Origin of the sequence: Halopseudomonas salegens (genome assembly GCF_900105655.1) — a bacterium.
In the GTDB taxonomy this organism is placed as follows: Bacteria; Pseudomonadota; Gammaproteobacteria; order Pseudomonadales; family Pseudomonadaceae; genus Halopseudomonas; species Halopseudomonas salegens.
Genome location: NZ_LT629787.1, coordinates 314,474 through 331,776 on the forward strand (window position 1 = coordinate 314,474; position 17,303 = coordinate 331,776).

Annotated in this window: 16 protein-coding genes and 2 tRNA genes; 12 read left to right on the plus strand and 6 right to left on the minus strand. The window is 58.4% G+C overall.

Translation table 11 applies throughout. The features are described from left to right. Positions 1 to 41: 41 nt before the first annotated feature. Complete coding sequence (locus BLU07_RS01435; protein ID WP_092383424.1) at positions 42 to 1,403, minus strand: DUF1329 domain-containing protein; 1,362 nt, start codon at positions 1,401 to 1,403, stop codon at positions 42 to 44. 23 nt (positions 1,404 to 1,426) lie between these two features. Further along, a complete protein-coding gene (locus BLU07_RS01440; RefSeq protein ID WP_092383426.1) occupies positions 1,427 to 3,211 on the minus strand; it encodes a DUF1302 domain-containing protein in 1,785 nt (594 codons plus the stop codon). A 234-nt stretch (positions 3,212 to 3,445) separates the two neighbouring features. Here BLU07_RS01440 and BLU07_RS01445 point away from each other — a divergent pair, with 234 nt between their 5' ends. After that, on the plus strand, positions 3,446 to 4,477 hold the full coding sequence (locus BLU07_RS01445) for a helix-turn-helix transcriptional regulator (RefSeq protein WP_172830079.1): 1,032 nt from the start codon (positions 3,446 to 3,448) through the stop codon (positions 4,475 to 4,477). 6 nt (positions 4,478 to 4,483) lie between these two features. Here BLU07_RS01445 and hisF read toward each other — a convergent pair whose 3' ends face one another. From hisF to hisB, 4 genes are all read right to left on the minus strand, one after another. Then, positions 4,484 to 5,257, minus strand: a complete 774-nt coding sequence (hisF, locus tag BLU07_RS01450) for an imidazole glycerol phosphate synthase subunit HisF (protein WP_092383430.1) — start codon at positions 5,255 to 5,257, stop codon at positions 4,484 to 4,486. A 47-nt stretch (positions 5,258 to 5,304) separates the two neighbouring features. Then, positions 5,305 to 6,045, minus strand: a complete 741-nt coding sequence (gene hisA / locus BLU07_RS01455) for a 1-(5-phosphoribosyl)-5-[(5-phosphoribosylamino)methylideneamino]imidazole-4-carboxamide isomerase (RefSeq protein ID WP_092383432.1) — start codon at positions 6,043 to 6,045, stop codon at positions 5,305 to 5,307. Positions 6,046 to 6,159: 114 nt separating this feature from the next. Further along, positions 6,160 to 6,804 carry an imidazole glycerol phosphate synthase subunit HisH gene (gene hisH, locus BLU07_RS01460; protein WP_092383434.1) on the minus strand — a complete coding sequence of 215 codons (645 nt, stop codon included), beginning with the start codon at positions 6,802 to 6,804 and terminating at the stop codon, positions 6,160 to 6,162. 3 nt (positions 6,805 to 6,807) lie between these two features. Next, positions 6,808 to 7,401: an imidazoleglycerol-phosphate dehydratase HisB gene (gene hisB / locus BLU07_RS01465; RefSeq protein WP_092383436.1), complete on the minus strand. Its 594-nt coding sequence runs from the start codon at positions 7,399 to 7,401 to the stop codon at positions 6,808 to 6,810. A gap of 83 nt (positions 7,402 to 7,484) precedes the next feature. On the opposite strand from hisB, the gene BLU07_RS01470 reads away from it, so the two are divergent. From BLU07_RS01470 to BLU07_RS01520, 11 genes are all read left to right on the plus strand, one after another. After that, positions 7,485 to 8,618 (plus strand): NAD(P)/FAD-dependent oxidoreductase, encoded by a 1,134-nt coding sequence (locus BLU07_RS01470; protein ID WP_092383438.1) that lies wholly within the window; start codon positions 7,485 to 7,487, stop codon positions 8,616 to 8,618. 133 nt (positions 8,619 to 8,751) lie between these two features. Next, entirely contained in the window at positions 8,752 to 10,971 is a 2,220-nt protein-coding gene (locus BLU07_RS01475; protein WP_157719048.1) for an AsmA family protein, read from the plus strand. Beyond that, a complete protein-coding gene (mutY, locus tag BLU07_RS01480; protein WP_092383442.1) occupies positions 10,968 to 12,011 on the plus strand; it encodes an A/G-specific adenine glycosylase in 1,044 nt (347 codons plus the stop codon). Before BLU07_RS01475 ends, mutY begins: the two co-directional genes overlap by 4 nt. Positions 12,012 to 12,035: 24 nt before the next feature. Next, positions 12,036 to 12,308 carry an oxidative damage protection protein gene (locus tag BLU07_RS01485; protein ID WP_092383444.1) on the plus strand — a complete coding sequence of 91 codons (273 nt, stop codon included), beginning with the start codon at positions 12,036 to 12,038 and terminating at the stop codon, positions 12,306 to 12,308. Between the two features lie 84 nt (positions 12,309 to 12,392). Continuing rightward, positions 12,393 to 12,468 (plus strand) — tRNA-Phe (locus BLU07_RS01490). Between the two features lie 203 nt (positions 12,469 to 12,671). Continuing rightward, positions 12,672 to 13,439, plus strand: a complete 768-nt coding sequence (locus BLU07_RS01495; RefSeq protein WP_092383446.1) for an ABC transporter ATP-binding protein — start codon at positions 12,672 to 12,674, stop codon at positions 13,437 to 13,439. 12 nt (positions 13,440 to 13,451) lie between these two features. Next, complete coding sequence (locus BLU07_RS01500) at positions 13,452 to 14,201, plus strand: ABC transporter substrate-binding protein (protein ID WP_092383448.1); 750 nt, start codon at positions 13,452 to 13,454, stop codon at positions 14,199 to 14,201. A gap of 44 nt (positions 14,202 to 14,245) precedes the next feature. Next, positions 14,246 to 14,938 carry an ABC transporter permease gene (locus BLU07_RS01505; RefSeq protein WP_092383450.1) on the plus strand — a complete coding sequence of 231 codons (693 nt, stop codon included), beginning with the start codon at positions 14,246 to 14,248 and terminating at the stop codon, positions 14,936 to 14,938. Beyond that, positions 14,935 to 15,636: an ABC transporter permease gene (locus BLU07_RS01510; protein WP_092383452.1), complete on the plus strand. Its 702-nt coding sequence runs from the start codon at positions 14,935 to 14,937 to the stop codon at positions 15,634 to 15,636. Before BLU07_RS01505 ends, BLU07_RS01510 begins: the two co-directional genes overlap by 4 nt. Beyond that, the gene (locus BLU07_RS01515) at positions 15,636 to 16,832 is read left to right on the plus strand and encodes a methyltransferase (protein WP_092383454.1); all 1,197 of its coding nucleotides are present in this window, start codon (positions 15,636 to 15,638) and stop codon (positions 16,830 to 16,832) included. The genes BLU07_RS01510 and BLU07_RS01515 overlap by 1 nt, the downstream gene beginning before the upstream one ends. Before the next feature lie 340 nt (positions 16,833 to 17,172). Then, a tRNA-Thr gene (locus BLU07_RS01520) sits at positions 17,173 to 17,248 on the plus strand. Positions 17,249 to 17,303 lie beyond the last annotated feature (55 nt).

Sequence of the window (17,303 nt, forward strand, 5' to 3'; positions counted from 1 at the left end):
CCGCAGATGCCCAAAAAGTCCAACGCAGCAAACACTGGAGCTCAGCGCACCCCGGATGCCCGCAATGCGGCCGGTGTGAACTGGTTGTAGTTCGGCGTGTAGTCAAAGTTCGGCGCCGCACGCTCTTCGGTGTACATACCCAGAGCGATGTAACGACCCGCGATCAGGTCATACAGGGTTTCAATCGAATAACCCGGAATCTTTTCCCGATAGTTGTGGGAAATGTGACCTTCACCTACGCGCCACAGGGTGCCACGACCGTCGTAGTGATCGGCCAGGGTGATCAGCCAGGAGTCTTCGTCCATAAAGAAGTTACGCTGGGCGTAAATATGGCGTTGACCATCCTTGATCGTACCCTGCACTTCCCACACGCGATGCAGCTCGAAACGGGTGTGTTTCGGGTTGATATGACCGGCTTGCAGCACATCCGCGTACGGCAGGTCAGGCTCGGTCAGCTTGTAGCTGTTGTAGGGAATGAAGACTTCCTTCTTGCCAACCAGTTCCCAATCGTAACGATCCGGAGCACCGTTGTACATGGCGAAGTTGTCCGAGGTCCGCATGCCGTCCGACGCTGTACCCGGACCGTCATAGGCCACCTGCGGAGCGCGACGAACACGGCGCTGACCCGCATTGTATACCCACGCCATACGCGGCTCCTGCAGCTGATCCAGTGAATCGTGGACCAGCAGCACGTTACCCGCCAGACGCGACGGCGCATTCACCCGCTGCTTGAAGTACAGCAGGTTGTTGGGGACGGATTCGTGATCCACATCGGGCATCTGGTTCGGGTAACCGACTTCCTCTTCCAGCTTGATCAAGGTGTAGGAACCGTTTACCTGCGGCATCGCCTGCATGTAGTAGCGGTGCACGTTCTTGCGATAGCGCGTGTTGTGGTTCCACACCACTTCCACGCCGCTCTGCGGGATCGGGAAGGCAAAGGTACCGTGCGGGAAGTTGGTGATGCCGTCACCGTTATTCACCAGCTGCGCCTGACCGGCCATACGCTTGACCTGGTCATACACATCCTGCGAATAACCGATACTGCGATGCGACGGATACACCGGCATCTGGAAGGTTTCCGGATAACGCTCGAACAGGGCGATCTGACCGGGGGTCAGGTTGTCGCTGTAGTCCTGGTAGTTTTGTGCGGTGATCACAAACTCGGGCTGTTCGTCGGCATAGGGGTTGGCCGAAAAACCATCGTCCAGCAGTTGACCGGCATCGCTATCCAGGCCACCGGTCCACTCGGGGATGGTACCTGCCGCATTGCCGGCACGTTCGGCACCGACCGGCGTCAGATCGCCGCCCAGACGACTGAAGTCGGGTTGCTGCGCCATAACGCTGGTGGTGAGCAAGCTCAGTGCCAGACCACCGGCACCCAGCAGAGTCATTTGTTTATGCATAGTGTTTTCTCCAATGGTCAGTATTAGAAGCTTACGCTGACGCTGACAGACGCAAAATCACGGTCAACGTTGGTGTTGTACTTGCCATCGAAGTACGAGGTGTAGCTGATACTGGCGTTGTATTTGTTCGCGTAATCCGCATTCAGCCCCAGGCTGACCGATTTGGCATTCTCGTTGAAGTTCGGGCTGTAACCCTCGACGTCATGTGACCAGGCCAGGCTCGGGGTCAAATTCACACCGCGGAATACGTTGCTGTATTGCAGGTTGGCTCGCACTCGATAGCCCCAGGAATTGCTGGTCATGTAACCGTTGTTCTCGCACCAGCTGGCGGCTTTCGGGCTGCTGCCGAGCGATGAACAGGTGCCATCGGCGAATGGGCTTTGGCCAAACAACGAGTCGCGGCCAAATTTTGTCTTGCCGTTGGCGTTGCTCAATCCGGCGATATGGTTGAAGCCAACTTCGCCGGCCACTACCATGCGGCTGGCACCCAGCACCCGGTCGATGGTTTTTATCAATGAGACCTGTGCCTGCAGGAACTCTTTGCGCTCATAGCCCTGGATCTCGGTACCGGTTGCCAGACCGGTCAGCCCGCGATGGGTGTTGTCACCCAGCTGCAGCGCGGTACGGCTCATGTCGCTGGTAGCGATACCCAGGGGCATGTTCGGCCGGTAGCTGATCTCGCCAGCGAGGGGCATGCCGGCTACGTTGGTCTGGAAGCTAACGCCGTACAGGCGGATATCTTCCGGGTATTTGAAGAAGTAACCGGCAGCACCCAGGCTGCCATCTATCCCGGTGATACCAGCACCTCCCAGCAGCAAACGACCGGCAACCCCGTTGAAGGTCGGTGTGCGGCTATGGTAGTTCATGGCGTACAGGCCGAACTCCGTATCGTTGAGTTCCGGGGCAAACCAGCGGAAGGCAACGCCCCATTGGCCGTCATCACGCGCCTCCTCATCCTTGCGTGCCCGGCTAATGATGATGTTGTCCGCTTGCAGTTCGTTTTGCGGGCGGTCCATGCCGGCCACGATCAGTCGATCCACGCAGCCTTTACCCACGGTGTCGGCGCCGAAAAAGGTGCCACAATTGTCGGTCACCGTGGGGGCCCACTTGAGTTGGTAGAAGGCTTCCATGCTCAGATTGTCGCTAAGCGTCTGAGATACATAGAGCATCTCTACCGGAATCAGAGCTTCCTTGACCTCGGAACCGGGACGGCGGAAAGCCGATACGTCCAATGGGTTGACGCTATTGATGGAGTTGCTGATAAACAGGCTTTCACCCCAGTTGACCACCTGTCGACCGACACGGAGATTGCCAGGCAGGGTGCCAATGGAATAGTTGTGATAAACAAAGGCGTCCAGCAGTGCCACGCCCGAGGCTTTCATCAGCGGCGCTGCGCCATCATCGCTGATGTCATAGAAGCGTTGACTGCCATCTTTGGTTTCAAAGTCGTACCAGTATTTGCCGCGCAGGAAGGCACCGGAATTGCGATAGCGCATCTCCACATCATGAACGCCCTTGAACGCCTTGGAAAAGATGTCTCCCTTGTCGAAATTCAGCCGACCGTCGTCGGAGGTGCGTGAGGTGGCTTGCCCCCCCATGGGCTTGCCATCACGCATGGTGTCGACATGGATGAAACGATTGTCAGCGTCGCTGAGCGCCCAGCTGGCCCCGATACTGAGTTGCGAATCCAGCTGCACTTGCATGTCGCCGAGCTGAAAACTGGCGGCTTGCGCTGGCCCGATCAGGCTGGCCATGGCAATTGCCAGTGGCAAGGCGCCGAGTCTTGCGGCAGATCTTGTTGTTGTCATGGGCTGCTCCCTTGAATGATTGGTCTGACCGCCGGTGTTCCCGGCAGGCTTGCCTAGTGTGCCGACACCGCCCGATTGCAGCCTGTCCGGGACGGACACTCAATACCTGCCAGAACGGACATCAGTCACTTGCAACCTGCATTTGAAGGCCATTAGGAATTAATCTACTCTGTAAGGCAGAGTACTCTGAATACTTTAATAAAAGGCAGGGAAGACATGGTTCAGATGATCATCATGAAAGGACAACATCAGCCGCGTGAACAGGCTGTCTGGATGGATTTGATTGGCGAGGCGCTGAGTCTCCGGCAGCGAACGCTGTTGGAGTCCACGTTGGCAAGGAAATTGTTGACGCACCTGCAGGAGAGCGACAGCATCGATCAGAGCAGTTGCAACCTGCTTTGGGAGGAAGCCTTGCAACTCAGTGGAGATGACTGGTTTGGTCTGCAGGCCGGATTGTCCATGAATTTCTCCTCGTTGCCTCTGCGTGCGCTCGAGTTGACGGCGGCGGCCAGTGCCGATGTGGCTGCCGCGCTTGCTTCACTGGCGCGCTTTTTTGAACTGGTCAGCGCTCAGGCCCGTGCAGAACTGACCATGGGGCCGCAGGGCGCCAGCTTGCGGCTGTTGCCGATCGGCCAGCCTCATCCGCAACACATGCAGGCACTTTTGGGGATGTGCGCAAGATTGCTCGAGTCGCTGGGACAGTCGCGGCAAGACGTATTGCTGCTGTTGCCTGCCGAGCAGGTCCTGTTCGAAAGGCGACAGATAGCCGGCCTGCGTTTGCAGGGGGGCGACGGGTATGCGTTGCAGTTGCCCCGTCAGGTGCTGGATTGCCCATTGCCCGACTCGACCCCGGTATTGCTCAGCGGGATTACCGGGACCCTGCGCAATTTGCTGGCGAGCATGTCAGGAACAGACCTGGTTGAACGGGTCAGGCATACCATGCTGCGCCTGCTGTCCACCGGGCGGCTCAGCGAGGTGGAGATAGCCGCGCCAATGAACATCAGCACACGGCATCTGCGGCGGCTGCTGAAACAGCAGGGCGCCAGCTACGAGCAGTTGCTGGATCAGGTGCGTCGAGAGGAAAGCCTGCGTTTGCTGCAAGACTCTGGCAAGTCGCTGACCAGTATTGCCTACGAACTCGGTTTTCATGAGCCAAGCAGCTTTACACGGGCTTTTCGGCGCTGGACCGGCATCAGTCCGAGTGAATTCCGGCGCCGCCAACAAACGTCTCAACTTGCTGTTGATGCCTGCAGGCGGATTGCCTGAACCGGCTTACCGGCGCATCTCGATGCCTTGAGCGGCCATGAAGTCCTTGGCCTGGGTAATGCTGTATTCGCCGAAGTGGAAAATGCTGGCGGCCAATACGGCATCGGCACCACCCTGGAGCACGCCATCTGCCAGGTGCTGCAGGTTGCCAACGCCGCCGGAAGCAATGACCGGGATATGCAGGGTATCGCTTATGGCACGCGTTACGCCAAGGTCATAGCCACTTTTCACGCCGTCCTGATCCATGCTGGTAAGCAGGATTTCACCGGCGCCAAGGTCTTCCATCTTCTTCGCCCAGACCACGGCATCCAGACCGGTCGGCTTGCGACCACCATGGGTAAAGATTTCCCAGCGCTCGGGCTCGCCGGGGGCGGAAACCCGCTTGGCGTCAATTGCCACAACGATGCACTGTGAGCCGAAGCGGTCAGCGGCTTCACCCACGAACTCGGGATTGAATACCGCGGCGGTATTGATGGATACCTTGTCGGCCCCTGCATTGAGCAGGTTGCGGATATCACTGACGGTACGCACGCCGCCGCCCACGGTCAGCGGTATGAATACTTCGCTGGCCATGCGCTCCACCGTATGCAGGGTGGTGTCGCGTTCCTGATGGCTGGCCGTGATGTCGAGAAAAGTGATCTCGTCCGCACCCTGCTCGTTATAGCGGCGGGCAACCTCGACCGGGTCACCGGCGTCACGGATATTCTCGAACTGCACACCCTTGACCACACGGCCGTTATCAACGTCGAGGCAGGGGATAATGCGTTTGGCCAGAGGCATAAGGTCAACTCCGTGCGCGTTAATTGGTTTGGTTTATCGCTGCAGCCTCAACGACCGCTGTGGCGGTCGCACAGCGCCTGCGCTTCCGCCACATCCAGCGTGCCTTCGTAAATGGCGCGGCCGGTAATGGCGCCCATGATGCCGGGTGCACCGGCGTCGAGCAGGGTCTGAATGTCACCGATATGGTGGATACCGCCGGAGGCAATGACCGGAATGCGGGTCGCATTCGCCAGTGCCGCTGTGGCTTCTACGTTACAGCCCTGCATCATGCCGTCTTTGGCGATATCCGTGTACACGATGGCAGATACGCCATCGGCTTCAAAGCGCTTGGCCAGGTCAATGACCTGAATGCTGCTGACTTCAGCCCAGCCATCAGTGGCAACAAAACCATCCTTGGCATCCAGGCCGACGATCACCTTGCCGGGAAAGGCACGGCAGGCTTCGCCCACGAACTGGGGCTGCTTGACCGCCTTGGTGCCGATGATGACGTAACTGACACCGGCCTTGACGTATTCCTCGATGGTTTCCAGCGAACGAATACCGCCACCAATCTGGATTGGCAAATCAGGGTAGCGTTTGGCAATGGCGGTCACCGCATCCCCATTCACCGGCTTGCCCTCAAAGGCGCCATTGAGATCGACCAGGTGCAGGCGACGGCAACCGGCTTCAACCCATTTGGCGGCCATGGCCACCGGGTCGTCGGAGAACACGGTGGCATCCTCCATCAGGCCCTGACGCAGGCGCACGCAAGCGCCGTCTTTGAGGTCAATAGCGGGAATAATCAGCATGGGTGCAGGTTCCTCGATGCTCTGGCATCGCTTTGGGCTGGAGGCTGAAAGGTCGAGCACGGAGTAAGTCTTCCAGCCTTCAGCCTCAAGCGGGTTTAACGGTGTTTATCCGGGTTACCAGCGGCCATCCCAGGCAAGAAAGTTGCGCAGCAACTGCAGGCCGTTGGTATGGCTTTTCTCCGGGTGAAACTGGGTAGCGAAGACGTTGTCGCGGATCATGGCGGCGGCAAAATCGACGCCGTAATGGCAACGACCAGCTACCTGATTGCTTTTCTCCGGGCTGGCGTAATAGCTGTGCACGAAGTAGAAGCGGGCATCCTGTTCGATGCGGTGCCAGATCGGGTGGTCAATGGTCTGGGTAACCTGGTTCCAGCCCATGTGCGGGACCTTCAATCGGCTACCGTCGGTTTCTTTCAGCTCGTCGCCGAAAAAACGCACGTGGCCTGGAAACAGCCCCAGGGTATCTACGCCGTTGTTTTCTTCGCTGTGCTCGAACAGCATCTGCATGCCTACGCAAATACCCAGCAAGGGTAGCTCTCCGACCAGGCCGAGAACGGTCTGGTCCAGTTCCAGCTGGCGCAGCTCGCTGACGCAGTCGCGAATGGCGCCCACACCGGGCAATACCACGCGATCGGCGGCCAGAATGGTCGCCGGATCGCTGGTGACTTCCACCCGCAGGGCGCCAACATGTTCGAGAGCCTTGGCCACCGAGTGCAGGTTGCCCATGCCATAGTCGATAACGGCTACATTATTGCTCATGAATTACAGGCAACCCTTGGTCGAAGGCATCATGTCAGCCATGCGCGGATCGGCTTCCAGCGCCATGCGCAGGGCACGACCGAAGGCCTTGAACACGGTTTCAATCTGGTGGTGGGTGTTCACCCCTTTCAGATTGTCGATGTGCAAGGTGGTCTGCGAGTGGTTGACGAAGCCCTGGAAGAACTCCATGAACAGGTCGACATCAAATCCACCGACGCTGGCACGGGTGTAGGGGACATCCATATGCAGTCCGGGACGGCCGGAGAAATCGATCACCACGCGTGACAGGGCCTCGTCCAGCGGCACATAGCTGTGGCCGTAACGACGGATCCCTTTTTTGTCACCCACGGCCTTGGCAAAGGCCTGACCCAATGTGATGCCGACATCTTCCACGGTGTGGTGATCGTCGATGTGCAGGTCGCCGCGGCAGTGGATGTGCATGTCGATCAGCCCGTGACGGGCGATCTGATCCAGCATGTGCTCCAGAAAGGGCACGCCGATATCGAAATCGGCCTTGCCGCTGCCATCCAGGTTGATCTCAACCTTGATCTGGGTTTCCAGAGTGTTGCGTTCGACGCTGGCCTTGCGCTCGGCCATGGCTGTTCTCCGCTGAAATTTCTATCGAGGGCGTGCATTATACGTGCAGCCGGGGGTCGAGGGCCAGAAGCAAGGGGGTTGCGGTGGCAGATGTTGAAATAGTTGTGGTGGGTGCCGGTGCGGTCGGGTTGGCCATCGCCGCCAATCTGGCTCAGGTCGGGCATGAGGTGCTGGTGCTGGAACAGGAGGCCTGGGTCGGCCAGCATGCTTCCAGTCGCAACAGCGAAGTGATTCATGCCGGGCTCTACTACCCGCCGGGTTCGCTCAAGGCGCAGGCCTGCCGGCGCGGGCGTGACCTGCTCTATGCCTGGTGCGCCGAGCATCAGGTGCCACATCGTGCAGTGGGCAAGTTGTTGGTTGCCGTTACCGATGGCGAGCTGCCGGCGTTGCGCCGTTTGCAGTCCAACGCAGCGGCCAACGGCGTCCATCTGGACTATCTTGATGCCGACGGCTTGCATGCCCTTGAGCCGGCCGTGCGTGGTGTGGCTGCGCTGCATTCGCCGTTGACCGGGATTGTCGACAGTCATGCCTTGTTGCAATCCTTTGAAGCACAACTGCAGCAGGGTGGGGGTGCGGTACAGTTGAATACCCGGGTTAAGCGGGTAACCCGCACCGGGCAGCAGTTTCAGCTGCACGGTCAGAGTGTGGGTGAAGCCTTTGCGCTGAGCTGCCAGTGGCTGATCAACAGTGCCGGGCTCTATGCCCAGCAACTGGCGCAGTGTATCGACGGCTTGCCTTCTTCGAGTATTCCACCCATTCACTGGTGTCAGGGCCGCTATTTTTCCTATCAGGGCCGTTCCCCCTTCAGTCACCTGATCTACCCCATGCCGGAAGCCAATACGGCCGGCCTGGGTGTACACGCCACACTGGATCTGGCGGGCCAGCTGCGGTTTGGCCCGGATGTACGTTATGTGGAGCAGCTGGATTATCAGGTGGATGAGCAACTGCGCGAGGATTTTGCCCGCGCTATCCAGCGTTACTGGCCTGATTGCCAGCCACAGCGGCTGAGCCCGGCCTATGCCGGGGTTCGCGCCAAACTAAGCGCCCCGGGTGAGCCGGTGGCGGATTTTCAGTTGCAGGATGGGCGTGAGTTGGGGGTGCCAGGGCTGATCAATCTGTACGGTATCGAGTCCCCGGGTCTGACGGCGAGCCTGGCTCTGGCTGAACGGGTTGGGGAACTTGTGCAGGGGGCGGCACTGTCTCAAGGAAAGTACTGATTAAGGGCGCACGCTTTGCCAATCAAGCTGAAACACTGAACCGGTTTAATCAATCTTTCCTTAATTGCATCGCCGTTGCTATGGTTGTATGCATCAAAGATGCTCTTTTGCATCAGGTTTTCGAGGAGTTTGCATGAAGTCACTTGCCAAGGTATTGGGCCTGGTTGTGCTCGCCATTGTGTTGCTGCTGGCGGCGCTGCTGTTCTTTCTCACCCAGATGTTTGATCCCAACGATTACCGTGAGCAGATTCAGCAGGCGGCCCGTGATCAGGCCAGAGTAGAGTTGACCCTGGGCGGTGAGATCGGCTGGTCTCTGTTCCCCTGGTTGGGAATCGAGTTGAGTGAGGTGAGTGTTGCACCGCTGGATGATCCAGACCAGCCATTGGCGCAAATCGGTAACCTGGGGCTTGGCGTTGAAGTCATGCCCCTGCTGCGTCGTCAGTTGCGCATGAGTGATGTAATCCTCGACAGCGTGCAGATCAATTTGCTGGTTGATGAGCAGGGCCGCGGTAACTGGCAATCCTTCACCGAGGATGGCGCCGCTGACGCTGAACCGGCTGAGGGTTCACAACCGGAGCAGGAAGGTGGCGATTTCAATATTGCCGTCGAGAGTGTGCGTATCACCAATGCAGGCATCGATTACCGGGACCAGCAAAGTGGTCAGCGTTTGAGTATTCGCGATGCCAATCTGACCAGTGGTGCACTGATTCCGGGTGAGCCGATTGACCTTGATCTGGAAGGTTTGCTGGTGCTGGAAGACCCCGCCTTGCGTATGCGGCTCGGGTTGGACACTGTCCTGACCTTTGATCCCGGCCGCGAGCGCTATCAATTGCAGGGTCTGGACCTGCAGGTAACCGCCAGCGGCGAGCCCTTTTCCGGGCGCTCGGTAGACATGCGTCTGCAGGGTGACGCCCTTTATGACGGGGTTGCCAATGTGGCTGAAGTTGAGCAGATGCGTCTGGCGCTGAATGATCTGCGTGCCAGCGGTGAGTTCAGGGCGAGCAACCTGGCAGAGGCCGTGCGGCTGGGTGGTCGTATCGATGTGGCAGAGTTTGATGGTCGAGCACTGCTCGGCTCGTTGGGGCAGGACGTGCCGGAAACGGCCAATGCCGATGCATTGAAGCGCATTGCTCTGGCAGCAAACCTGAATGGCAGCGCCAGCAGCCTGTTGCTGGAAGATCTGCGCCTGCAGCTGGATGGTACCGAATTGCGCGGCAACCTGGGTGTCAGTGATTTTTCCCGCCAGGCGCTGCGCTTTGATTTGCGTGCTGCCGAGTTGAACCTGGATGACTATCTGCCGCCAACGGCGGAGTCGACAGCCCCAGACACGTCTGCGGGGCGTGGTGGCAGCCGTTCCGATCAGCCGCCTGAGCCCTGGAGCGACGAGCCGGTGCTGCCACTGGATCTGCTTGCCAGCCTCGACGTGGATGGCCGGCTGGCGCTGGATCAGGTGCAACTGACCGGGCAGAGCATAAACGCCTTCAAGGCGGCGGTAGTGGCGCGCAATGGTCGGGTACAGATCACGGCCCTGGAAGGTGACATGTTCGAGGGCAGCTTTGACCTGACGGCCGAGATCGACAGCCGGCAAACCCCGCTGAGCATTAGTCTCAATGCCAACCTGGAGGGCATGAATGCCCTGGCCTTGCAGCGTGGTTACCAGATTCCCGAGCAGCTGCGTGGACAGTTGAATACCCGTACCGAGCTCCGCGCTCAGGGCAACAGCATCAAACGCTGGATGAATAGCCTGGGTGGCAACGCCCGCTTTGATGTGGCTGAAGGCGCCTTGCTGGGCATCAATATGGAGGAGCAGCTGTGTAGTGCTATTGCATTGGTCAATCGGGAGAGCCTGAGTGAGCCTTTTGCGGCAGAAGATACGGTCTTCGAGCAGTTGTCAGGCAGTTTCACGATTCGCGACGGTGTGATCAGCAACAGCGATATGCGTGCCGCTTTGCCGGGCATGGAGGCACGGGGACGCGGCGATATCAACTTGCCCGACCAGCGTCTGGATTATCGGGTCGGTCTTGTGCTGGAGGGCGACACCCGGGAAATGCCCGATCCGGCGTGTCGGGTGAACGAGCGCTACCAGGGTATCGAGTGGCCGCTGCGCTGCCGTGGTTATCTGCATAATGCCGCCAGCAGTTGCGGTGTAGACAGTGAAGGGGTGGGCCAGATTGCTGCCCGTTTGCTCGGACGAGAAGCCCAACGCAAACTGGAAGAGCGTTTGTTCGGCTCGCGGGATGACGATGCTGAGGATGACAGCGAGACCGAGACCGAGGTTGATGCTGAGGGTGAAGGTGACGAAGAACGTGAACCCGACGTGCGCGATGCCATTCGTGGCCTGCTCAACCGGTGATGGCGGCTGATTTCAGCGCGGCCGTGCTGGCCTGGTTTGATCAGCACGGCCGCAAGGATCTGCCCTGGCAACAGAACAAAACCCCCTACCGGGTCTGGCTGTCGGAAATCATGCTGCAGCAGACCCAGGTAGCTACCGTGATTCCTTACTACCAGCGCTTTATCGCTGAGTTACCGACCGTTCAGGCATTGGCCGCAGCACCGGCCGATCAGGTGCTGCACCTGTGGACCGGGTTGGGCTATTACAGCCGCGCACGCAACCTGCATCGAGCAGCACAGCAGGTCGTCAGCGAGTATGGGGGTGACTTTCCGCGAGATCTGGAGCAACTGATGGCGCTGCCGGGAATTGGCCGCTCCACGGCCGGGGCGATTGCCAGCCTGAGCATGGGGCTGCGCGCGCCGATTCTGGATGGCAACGTCAAGCGGGTCCTGGCCCGTTACCACGCCATTTCTGGTTGGACCGGCAGCACGTCGGTACAAAAGCAGCTGTGGACCCTGGCCGAGCGCTACACGCCGGAAGATCGGGTTGCCGATTACACCCAGGCGATGATGGATCTGGGGGCGACCCTGTGTTCGCGGAGTAAACCCGCTTGTCTGATGTGCCCGTTACGCAGTGGCTGTGAGGCGCGTGCACTGGGTACGCCAACCGCCTTCCCGGAACCAAAACCGCGCAAGCAATTGCCGGTGCGCACCTGTTTGATGCCTTTTCTGCGTAATCCGGATGGCAACATCTGGCTGCAACGCCGACCGGATAGCGGGCTCTGGGGTGGTCTCTGGTGCCCGCCGCAATTCAGCGATGACGCCGAGTTGGCCGATTGGCTGCAAGAGCAGGGCTTGCGTGTCAGCCAGCAGCAGAGCATGACGCCCCTGCGACACACCTTCAGCCACTTCCATCTGGATATCCGGCCGTTGCTGATTGACGTCACTGAAGCGACTGGCGTGGCCGAGCCGGGTCAGGTCTGGTATAACCTGCGGCAACCGACCCCGTTGGGTCTGGCGGCCCCGGTGAAGAAACTGTTGCAACGGGTGCCGCAGGACTGACCGCCCGATTCAGAGGAGATAGCCATGAGCCGAATGGTGCAATGCCGTAAATACAAGCAGGAACTGCCTGGCCTGGAGCGCCCGCCTTATCCCGGTGCCAAGGGCGAAGCCATTTTCAATGATGTGTCGAAAAAAGCCTGGGATGAGTGGCAGGCGCACCAGACCATGCTGATCAACGAGCGCCGGCTGAATATGATGGACCCGGATGACCGCAAATTCATCCAGCAGGAAATGGATAAATTCCTCGCCGGCGAAGACTATGCGCAGGCTGAAGGCTATGTTCCACCAAGTGAATGATTGTTGCTAAGCGGCTAAAAAATAAAAATATTTCCGTAGGCGCTTGACACTTAAAAGGCAAAACCGTTTAATAGCGGCCCTGTTGCCCAGATAGCTCAGTTGGTAGAGCAGGGGATTGAAAATCCCCGTGTCGGCGGTTCGATTCCGTCTCTGGGCACCACCCTTCAAAAAACCCGCTGGTTCATGCCAGCGGGTTTTTTATTGGCTGCTCTTTTATCGTGACTGAAAGGGTTGAGTTGGTCATCGGCATGGTCTGTGCTAGGTTGAGTGTGACGGATTGCTTGCAGAAGGAACTGTCGGCTTGTCGAGCTTTGTACCTGACTTTTTCTGATGGCGCGCTGTGCGCCCTGTGGATGACGACACGTGACACCACCAGCCCTGGAAGTGCGCAAATTACACAAACGCTACGGCGATCTTGAAGTACTCAAGGGCGTCGACCTGACGGCCCGCGATGGCGATGTGATTTCCATTCTGGGCTCCTCCGGTTCGGGCAAAAGTACCTTGCTGCGTTGCATCAATCTGTTGGAAAACCCGCATGAAGGCCAGATTTTCGTTGCCGGCGAAGAGCTCAAACTCAAGCCGGGCAAGGGCGGTGAACTGGTGGCGGCTGACAACAGGCAGGTCAACCGTCTGCGGGCTCGGGTTGGCTTCGTATTCCAGAGCTTCAATCTATGGCCGCACATGAGCATCCTCGACAATATCATCGAGGCGCCGCGGCGCGTGCTGGGTCAGTCCAAGGCCGATGCCATCGCCGCCGCTGAAGTCTTTCTCACCAAAGTCGGCATTGCCGACAAGATGCATGCCTTTCCCGCCCAGCTCTCCGGTGGCCAGCAGCAGCGAGCGGCCATCGCCCGCACGCTGGCCATGCAGCCACGGGTCATTCTGTTTGATGAGCCTACCTCGGCACTGGACCCGGAAATGGTCCAGGAAGTGCTTGGCGTTATTCGCAAGCTGGCCGATGAAGGCCGGACTATGCTGTTGGTTACTCACGAGATGGGTTTTGCCCGTCAAGTGTCCAGCCAGGTGGTGTTTCTCCACCAGGGCGTTGTAGAAGAAATCGGCACGCCGGAACAGGTCTTCGACCAGCCGACGTCCGAGCGTTGCAAGCAATTCATGTCCAGTCACAAGTAAGGAGCGTTACCGATGAAAAGCTTCAAACAGGCGGTATTGGCAGGGGCGGTTGCGGTATTTATGAGTCTGCCGGCAATGGCTGAAACGCTGCGGATTGGTACTGAAGGCGCTTACCCGCCCTTCAACCTGGTCGACAGCGATGGTGAAGTGGTCGGGTTTGATATCGATATTGCCAAGGCGCTGTGTGCGGAAATGGAGGTCGAATGCACCATCGTGACTTCGGACTGGGATGGCATCATTCCGGCGCTGAACACCAATCGTTTCGATTTTCTGGTCGCCTCCATGTCGATCACTGATGAGCGCAAGCAGGCGGTCGACTTTACCGACCCTTACTACACCAACAAGCTGCAGTTCGTCGCGCCCAAGTCAGCGGACTTTGAAGTTGATGCCGAGAGCCTGAAAGGCAAGACGATCGGTGCCCAGCGCGCGACCATCGCCGGTCAGTGGCTGGAAGACAATATGGCCGACGTGGTGCGTATTCGGTTGTATGACACCCAGGAGAATGCCTATCTGGATATGAGTGCCGGGCGTATCGACGGGGTGCTGGCGGATAACTTTGTGCAGTACGAATGGTTGCAGAGCGATGCGGGTGCCAATTTCGAATTCAAGGGCGAGCCGGTATTCGATGATGACAAGATCGGCATTGCCGTGCGCAAGGATGACCCGCTGCGCGAACGTCTGAATGAAGCGCTGGCAGCTATCGTTGAAGACGGTACCTACGAAGAAATCAACGCCAAGTATTTCCCCTTCAGCATCTATTGATCGATCAGGCCGGGTCCTGAGGGCCCGGCCGTGACGGAAACGCCATGCTAGATCTCCACGGTTTCGGACCTGCTCTGCTTGAGGGCACCTGGGTGACGGTGCGCCTGTCACTGGCGTCGCTGGCACTCGGCCTGGTGCTGGGGCTGTTGGGTGCCAGCGCGAAAATTTCCTCGCGCTGGTATCTGCGTACGGTCGGTGGATTCTATACCTCGGTGGTGCGTGGCGTGCCGGAAACCCTCTGGGTGCTGGTGGCCTACTTTGGCACCGTCTCCACTCTAAACTGGATCGGTAGCCACTTTGGTTATCCCCAACTGAGTTTCAGTCCCTTTATTGCCGGCACCCTGGCGCTGGGACTGTGCTTTGGTGCCTACGCGACCGAAGTGTTTCGTGGTGCCTTGTTGAGTATCCCGCAAGGGCAAAAAGAGGCCGGCCAGGCGCTGGGTCTGTCATCCTTGCGCATCTTCTGGCGTATCACCCTGCCGCAGCTATGGCGGGTGGCGCTGCCGGGGCTGGGCAATCTCTACCTGATTCTGCTCAAGGATACCGCGCTGGTCTCCCTGATCACCCTGAACGAACTCATGCGCCAGGCGCGGATTGCCGGCCAGGCCACACGTGAGCCCTTTACTTTCCTGTTTGCTGCGGCTCTGATCTACCTGGGCCTGACCGTCATCATCATGGCTGCGCTGCATTGGTTCGAGAAGCGCGCCAATCGCGGTTATACAAGGACCGAGCTATGACCTGGGCCGAGCGTTGGGAAATGGTCATGCGCTGGTCACCGGACCTGTGGGAAGGTGCCCTGATGACCCTGGAGCTGGTCGGTATTGCCGTGGTGGTGGGGTTGATCCTGGCTATTCCGCTGGGGCTGGCGCGTGCCTCGCGCCACTGGTATATCCGCGCCTTGCCCTATGGCTATATCTTTTTCTTTCGTGGCACGCCCTTGTTGCTGCAACTGTTCCTGGTCTATTACGGCCTGGCCCAGTTCGACGCCGTGCGCGAGAGCTGGGTCTGGCATTACCTGCGCGAGCCATACTGGTGTGCGCTGATCACCATGACCCTGCATACTGCCGCCTATATTGCCGAAATCCTGCGCGGGGCAATCCAGGCCGTGCCGCCCGGTGAAGTCGAGGCGGCAAGGGCACTGGGCATGTCACGCCGGCAGGCATTGCAGCACATCATTTTGCCGCGCGCCATCCGCATTGGTCTGCCGGCTTACGGCAACGAAGTCATTCTGATGCTCAAGGCCAGTGCCGTTGTCTACATGATCACGCTGATGGACATTATGGGCACGGTACAGACCATCAACTCCCGCACTTATCAATACGAGTTGTTCTATCTGGTTGCTGGCCTTATGTATCTGTCGATTACCCTGGTCTTCACTCAGTTGTTCCGTCTGCTTGAGCGCTGGCTCAAGGTCGATGCCAGTCGGCGACGCTGATGGAATGGCAAGACCGCTTTCAGGCGCTGGACACTTGGCTGGCGCAGTATCAGGCGGTATGGCGGGAAAAGCCCTTTACTCGCCTTGAGTGCGACTGGGAAGCCGATTACCCCGAGCTGGCGCAATGGCTGCGACAACGCAGCCTGGCGGATGCCGAGGCAGTGCATACTTCCTTGGCGCTGCCGGATGCACCGGCGCCCTTGCCGGAATTGCTCGCAACGGCTGCGCGTCTGAGTGCAGTACCCGATTGGTCGCCGGTACCTGGCGACACCTGGCCTGAATTACTGGAACGGCATATTCCCGGACGCAAGTGGCAGCAAATCCAGACATTTGCGGCTGCGGCGCAAAACCATTGGCAACAGCCCGGCAAGCATATATTGGACTGGTGTGCCGGCAAGGGTCATCTCGGGCGTTTACTCGCCTGGCAAGGTGACTTGCCACTGACTTGCCTCGAGCATGATCTGGCCCTGGTTGCTGCTGGCGCAGAACTGAGCCGCAGTCTGCAGCTGTCAGCCGAACACCATTGCCAGGACGTACTGCAACCATCGGCCTGGTGCTATCTGAAACCACAACACACGGTGGTCGCGCTGCATGCCTGTGGTGACCTGCATACCACCCTGTTGCAGCAAGTAGCCGAACAGGGTTGCCGCCAACTGGCATTATCACCTTGCTGTTATAACCGTATCCGGACTGAGCATTATCAGCCCTTGTCCGACATTGCACGGCAGGCAAGCTTGCAGCTGACGCGTGAGGACCTGGCTCTTCCGCTGCAAGCTGCGGTCACCGCCGGGCGACGTGATCGCCGTCTGCGCGATCAGAGCATGGCCTGGCGACTGGGCTTTGATCTCTGGCAACGGGAAGCACGTGGTATCGATGATTACCTGCCAACCCCGTCGCGGCCCCAAAGCGCCTTGCAGCAAAGCTTCGCCGACTTCTGCCAGGGCTTGGCCCGGCATCATCAACTCGACCTGTTACCACCAGCAGACTGGACGATGCTGGAACACGCTGGTTGGCAGCGGCTGGCGGAAGTACGCAATCTGGAATTGCTGCGCGCAGTCTTTCGTCGCCCGCTGGAAATCTGGCTGATGCTCGACCGTTTGCTCTGGCTTGAGCAGTCTGGTTACAGCGTACAATTGGGTCAGTTCTGCCCCGAGACCCTTACACCGCGCAATCTGTTGCTGATTGCCGAGCGTTGACCAACAGGCCATACCCATCTTGTCTACCCGTTACGCACAGAGTTATGCACAGGTTGAAGCCGTTGTGGGTTATCCACCCTTGCTGTGGATAAATATGTTGATGACTTATGTGCAAGTGTGTCAGAGCCATATAAATCAAGGTGTTCAGCCGATAGATCAAAAAAGAATCAGCTTGGATATCTTTTGCAAAACAAGCGGTTGGGGTGTCTTTGTCAAGTGTTGTGATAGAAATAATGCACAACCCGTCGTTATCCCGAAATTATGCACAAGCAGAAAATTTTGCCTGTGCAGGCGCTCATCTCTTTACACGGAAGCTAACCTCTATATAATGCGACCCCGTGCCGGTATAGCTCAGTTGGTAGAGCAACTGACTTGTAATCAGTAGGTCCCGAGTTCGACTCTTGGTGCCGGCACCATAAAAATCAAAGACTTGCCTGAAAAGGCAGGTCTTTTTTTTGGCCAAAAATTGGT

Bases quoted from the DNA above. Each gene is read 5' to 3' on its own strand.
- BLU07_RS01435 (WP_092383424.1), bottom strand. From the start codon at position 1,403: ATGCATAAACAAATGACTCTGCTGGGTGCCGGTGGTCTGGCACTGAGC.
- BLU07_RS01440 (WP_092383426.1), bottom strand. From the start codon at position 3,211: ATGACAACAACAAGATCTGCCGCAAGACTCGGCGCCTTGCCACTGGCA.
- BLU07_RS01445 (WP_172830079.1), top strand. From the start codon at position 3,446: ATGAAAGGACAACATCAGCCGCGTGAACAGGCTGTCTGGATGGATTTG.
- hisF (WP_092383430.1), bottom strand. From the start codon at position 5,257: ATGCCTCTGGCCAAACGCATTATCCCCTGCCTCGACGTTGATAACGGC.
- hisA (WP_092383432.1), bottom strand. From the start codon at position 6,045: ATGCTGATTATTCCCGCTATTGACCTCAAAGACGGCGCTTGCGTGCGC.
- hisH (WP_092383434.1), bottom strand. From the start codon at position 6,804: ATGAGCAATAATGTAGCCGTTATCGACTATGGCATGGGCAACCTGCAC.
- hisB (WP_092383436.1), bottom strand. From the start codon at position 7,401: ATGGCCGAGCGCAAGGCCAGCGTCGAACGCAACACTCTGGAAACCCAG.
- BLU07_RS01475 (WP_157719048.1), top strand. From the start codon at position 8,752: ATGAAGTCACTTGCCAAGGTATTGGGCCTGGTTGTGCTCGCCATTGTG.
- BLU07_RS01485 (WP_092383444.1), top strand. From the start codon at position 12,036: ATGAGCCGAATGGTGCAATGCCGTAAATACAAGCAGGAACTGCCTGGC.
- BLU07_RS01500 (WP_092383448.1), top strand. From the start codon at position 13,452: ATGAAAAGCTTCAAACAGGCGGTATTGGCAGGGGCGGTTGCGGTATTT.
- BLU07_RS01505 (WP_092383450.1), top strand. From the start codon at position 14,246: ATGCTAGATCTCCACGGTTTCGGACCTGCTCTGCTTGAGGGCACCTGG.
- BLU07_RS01510 (WP_092383452.1), top strand. From the start codon at position 14,935: ATGACCTGGGCCGAGCGTTGGGAAATGGTCATGCGCTGGTCACCGGAC.
- BLU07_RS01515 (WP_092383454.1), top strand. From the start codon at position 15,636: ATGGAATGGCAAGACCGCTTTCAGGCGCTGGACACTTGGCTGGCGCAG.